General features: G+C 46.6%; 6 protein-coding genes. 2 read left to right on the top strand and 4 right to left on the bottom strand.

The window, feature by feature from the left end; translation table 11 throughout:
• The 4 genes from RMO79_RS19820 to RMO79_RS19805 form a co-directional block, all read right to left on the bottom strand.
• The coding region (locus RMO79_RS19820) for an efflux RND transporter periplasmic adaptor subunit (RefSeq protein ID WP_310484993.1) at positions 1 to 1087 on the bottom strand (1087 nt) is incomplete at its 3' end.
• Positions 1088 to 1262: 175 nt separating this feature from the next.
• Positions 1263 to 1649, bottom strand: a complete 387-nt coding sequence (locus tag RMO79_RS19815; RefSeq protein ID WP_310484992.1) for a monooxygenase family protein — start codon at positions 1647 to 1649, stop codon at positions 1263 to 1265.
• Positions 1650 to 1861: 212 nt separating this feature from the next.
• Positions 1862 to 2269, bottom strand: coding sequence for a DUF5367 family protein (locus RMO79_RS19810; protein ID WP_310484991.1), 408 nt, complete (start codon positions 2267 to 2269; stop codon positions 1862 to 1864).
• A gap of 28 nt (positions 2270 to 2297) precedes the next feature.
• A complete protein-coding gene (locus RMO79_RS19805; protein ID WP_310484990.1) occupies positions 2298 to 2702 on the bottom strand; it encodes a DUF2834 domain-containing protein in 405 nt (134 codons plus the stop codon).
• 100 nt (positions 2703 to 2802) lie between these two features.
• Between RMO79_RS19805 and RMO79_RS19800 the strand changes: the two genes are divergently transcribed.
• Together RMO79_RS19800 and RMO79_RS19795 are read left to right on the top strand one after the other, a co-directional pair.
• Positions 2803 to 3666: a helix-turn-helix domain-containing protein gene (locus RMO79_RS19800; protein WP_310484989.1), complete on the top strand. Its 864-nt coding sequence runs from the start codon at positions 2803 to 2805 to the stop codon at positions 3664 to 3666.
• 181 nt (positions 3667 to 3847) lie between these two features.
• The gene (locus RMO79_RS19795) at positions 3848 to 4174 is read left to right on the top strand and encodes a hypothetical protein (protein ID WP_310484988.1); all 327 of its coding nucleotides are present in this window, start codon (positions 3848 to 3850) and stop codon (positions 4172 to 4174) included.
• The last annotated feature ends 45 nt before the right edge of the window (positions 4175 to 4219 follow it).

Here is a 4219-nt window from a genome sequence, read left to right as displayed (position 1 = left end):
CATTGGCTCGATCGTCCTGAAGAGCCGATAAGGGGATGACGACTCGATCGGTCGTTGTTTGGGCGAAGGTTGCCCGCGCTAGCAAGCCGCTCCCGACTTTGCCAGTGGGATTGGGAATGGTCATTTCGACCGGGATTAGCCGCGATGTTGGATTTGCAGCAGGTGAAATCTGGGTGATTTTACCCGCAAATCGTTCGTTGGGAAAGGCATCTAGCTGGATATTGGCACTACCACCAATCTTAATATTTGTCAAGTCAAGTTCCGAGACTTGGACGGTAACTTTGGATTGGCTAAAGTCGCCCAGCCGCAGGAGTTCGTTACCCACCTGCACCAGATTGCCCTGCTCGGTCGATCGAGCGATAACGACCCCAGAGATCGGTGATGTCACCACCGCATAAGATTTTCGGCGTTGTTGCTGGGCTAGGACTGCTTGCTGGGCGGTAATTCGGCTCTTAGCTACCGCGATCGCTTGTTGTTCGGCAATGACTTTAGCTTGCGACGATCGCAATACCTGTTCGGCGGTATCGGATTGGGTGCGAAATTGCTCGGCTTGTTGTGCGGAAACGGCTCCAGCTTTGGCGAGGTTATTATATCGATCGGCATCGGATCGAGCTTGCTGGAGTTTCAAGCGATTTTGAATGACTTGGGTGTTCGCGTCGCTCACTTGTGCCTGAAGTTGGGCGATTTCCGTGCGCCGAGAAGCCAATTCTGCTGCGGCTTCGGCTGAGTTGGCACTCAAGAGCGAGTCATCGATCTGTGCCAATATTCGACCCCGCTGGACGCGATCGCCTACATCTACCTTTAATTGTTGTAATTGTCCCTCTGCTTGAGCGCGAATCGATACTTCCCTCACGGGTTGAGTCGTGCCCGTGTACGATCGCACCGATTCTAAAGGAGCTGTCGCTGCGATCGCCACATCTACCGCCGTCGCCTGAGCCTGCGCGCCGGGAGGTCTATTCTGGGCATCAGCATTATCTTTAGGCGCAGCATTGCAACTAGCTAGCGCGATTGCTAACAGCCCGATCGATCCCCTTTGAGCCAGCCATTCAGCTCGATCGCATCGGTAAATCTTTTGTCTGACACTCATTGTTTAAGAGCCGCAAGTAATCGTGCGAGTATATTGTTAAAAGAGCCAACGGAAGATCGTTAATTATCTTGACTACCAGGTTAACAATTATTTTTAGTCTTTCGATCTATCGATCGAAATACTTTTAACCTGAGTTTGGCGGTATCAAACAACTCTACATTGTGAGACAACACGACTAGGCGCGCGCGTAAATGGTTGCCATCCCTTGCGGCTCGTGGCTGTATTTACCACTGTAAGTGGGTTTGTATATTTCGTTATACAGACACAAACTCTGCGGATTTTTGGCGACAAACTGAATCATCTGGCGATGCGGTTCGCCTCGGAAGAATTCTTTGAGATTGTCTTCACAGTGCCAATAACTGACCATTACGACTTCATTAGCACCACAGATACCTGCTTTGACTTGCATACAACCTTTTGCTTTAGCAGTCGCGCTCCGAATCCAGAATAGCTTTTGCCACATCCACAAAAATCCAGCCAGGTCTCGCGCCACAAATCCATTCACAAACATGACTGCTGCTGGGCTGTGGGGCAAATCGACACGGTAAACAGCATAACTCATATTAGATACTCCTGAGAGTTGCGATCGAGTTGGATTTTATACTCAATTAAGTTGTTATTCAATTAATTGAGTATAAATTTATTGTATATGCAAATAATTGAATATGTCAAGTCCTGCTGGGGAAATAGATGGTGAGACGGCTAAAGCGGGCGATACAAAATGAATAGCACGGATATTAACCCAAGTTGCCAGTCATTGACTCGAAAACTTTTTTAAAGATCTAGAGATCGGGATGCCCAGTAGCCGACACCTAAACTGACACCGACACCCCATAATAACCATGCGGCTGCCAGTAACAGCCCAGATCGTGTCAGACCGTACCAGCCTGGAAACCAAGTTAAAGCCACACCATCTAATAACGTCGCTGTCAATGCCATTATTGCCACAGCACTGAATAGATCCGCTCGATCGACTTTACTAATTACGGCACTAACTTTAACCAACACCCCAGCTACGGGAATAGAAGCGACAAACAACAATAACAGCCAGGGATTACCATCTACAAACAATGATTCTCCCCCAAACCGAATGCATAATAAAGCTTCAAACCAAAATACGGCACCTAAAATCATAAATAATATCGCGTTGACGGGTTTTCGAGCTTGGATAATTTGAGTCATAGTGTTTTAGTGGATAGTGGATAGTGTTTTAGTGGATAGTTTGCTGTTTGAAGGCGTTCCGTTCCAAAATTAGTTCTCGGCGATATAAAAAGAACGGTAGAGAGCAAGAAAGCCCGATGCCAAACGTTAGTCCGATATAGAGTAAAACCCGCAGCCGCGAAGCTCCTAGCCGTTTTAGTTCGATCGTGGCATAGCAAAAGAAAACGCTCGCACTAATTAATAAATCGCTCGCCCACGCAGTCGCAATATTATTTGCAAATGTACGTTGTAGAAATAAGGTTGGCGATAATAGTGCGGCGGGATCTTGCAGCAACCAAAACCAGGGTAGAATCGAACCTGCGATCGCCAGAAACAGATAAAGTGGTTTCAAGAAGTCGATCGATTCCGCAAAGCGGACGCTACGCGAACGGGTGGTCGAGATATTTGTTGACATCCTTATTAACCTCAATTCGGGATATCACGATCTTCGCAAAAGGGGATAATTAACACAATTACCCGTGAGGTAATCAAAGTCATCGTTTGGGGGTTTTGTCATGCAGCAGCAACAGATCGAGCATCGCCAAAATTCGTTTGGCATGTTGCTCAAGCAATGGCGAGATCGCCGCAGTTTCAGTCAGCTCGATCTGGCTCTCATCAGCCAAGTCTCTCAACGGCATATCAGTTTTCTCGAATCGGGACGTGCCAAACCCAGTCAGGAAATGGTATTGCAATTAGCAACCGTGTTAGAAATTCCCCTCAGACAGCAGAATTTAATGCTCAGTGCGGCGGGATTTACCCCCATGCACTCAGAGACAGATTTATCGGCTCCAGAAATGAGTCCGGTTAGAAAAGCGATCGATCTGATGCTGCAACAGCACGAGCCGTATCCAGCATTTGTAGTAGATCGGTATTGGAATTTAATCCTGACAAATAACGGCGCAACTTTACTGCTCGATGCTTTTATAGATCGAGATAAAATCCACGCGCTCTTTTATACAGATGGCAAAATTAATCTGATGCGGATGTTATTTCATCCCCAAGGGCTGCGCCCGTTTGTTGTTAACTGGGAAAGCTTTATCGACCATTTGCTGCAACGCCTCCACCGCGAAACGCTGGTGGAAAGAGCGGGCGACAACTCCACGCGATTACTTGACGAACTAATGAGCTATCCCGATGTTAGCAACATCTGGCAAACTGCCAATCGTACCGCCCACAATACCTTGCTGCTGAATATTCATCTCCAGCGCGACAATCTGGAGTTAAAGTTCTTTACCACGATCGCCACCTTAGGTACTCCTTACGATATCACGCTTCAGGAATTGCGAATTGAATGTCAGTTTCCCGCCGATGCAGCCACCGAACGCAATTGGCAAAATTACCTCAATTTAATTTCGCCAAGTTTCGGGAAAGCCAGATAAGGGAGATGTAGTTATAGATACGAACGCAACAGACACAAACTACACCGAACAGTTAAACCCCGTAAAAACTCAGATTAAAGTTGACATTAAATCTCGAACTTTTACGCAATTAACCTTTAAAGATTTGTAGTCTCAAGCATAAGTAAATCGCTAATTTATTCTCACTCATCAGAAATATATCATGAACTTCAAATCTATCCTCGTTGTCGGTTTAGGTCTAGCTACTATCGGTTTTTCACTCCCCGCTCATGCTGATACTGCAACTGTGGGCGTTATCAAACAAACTTCGGTAGTCACTGGTGTTGCTAACGATACTGCACAAGGTAGCTACACTAACATCGATAACAGCAAAGTCGGTCGCAATCGTCCCGATAATGTTGGTACTTCGATCGTCGTAGACCAAGCTACTGACGTTCAAGGTAAATTCAACCGGACTACTCAAATCGGTGAAACCAATATCGATAATTCCCAACGTAACACTGCTAGCCCTCGCTTCAAACGCTACTAAATCTTACTGGTGCGGTTGTCTAAATCTCAATCAACCGCACTGTTC

It is taken from the genome of Chamaesiphon sp. VAR_48_metabat_403 (assembly GCF_031422475.1).
In the GTDB taxonomy this organism is placed as follows: Bacteria; Cyanobacteriota; Cyanobacteriia; order Cyanobacteriales; family Chamaesiphonaceae; genus Chamaesiphon.
The sequence above is the reverse complement of the archived record's forward strand: the minus strand, read 5'-3'. Positions and strand labels throughout refer to the sequence as shown.

Coding starts and splice junctions, on each gene's coding strand:
- RMO79_RS19815 (WP_310484992.1), bottom strand. CDS start 1,649: ATGAGTTATGCTGTTTACCGTGTCGATTTGCCCCACAGCCCAGCAGCA.
- RMO79_RS19795 (WP_310484988.1), top strand. CDS start 3,848: ATGAACTTCAAATCTATCCTCGTTGTCGGTTTAGGTCTAGCTACTATC.
- RMO79_RS19810 (WP_310484991.1), bottom strand. CDS start 2,269: ATGACTCAAATTATCCAAGCTCGAAAACCCGTCAACGCGATATTATTT.
- RMO79_RS19805 (WP_310484990.1), bottom strand. CDS start 2,702: ATGTCAACAAATATCTCGACCACCCGTTCGCGTAGCGTCCGCTTTGCG.
- RMO79_RS19800 (WP_310484989.1), top strand. CDS start 2,803: ATGCAGCAGCAACAGATCGAGCATCGCCAAAATTCGTTTGGCATGTTG.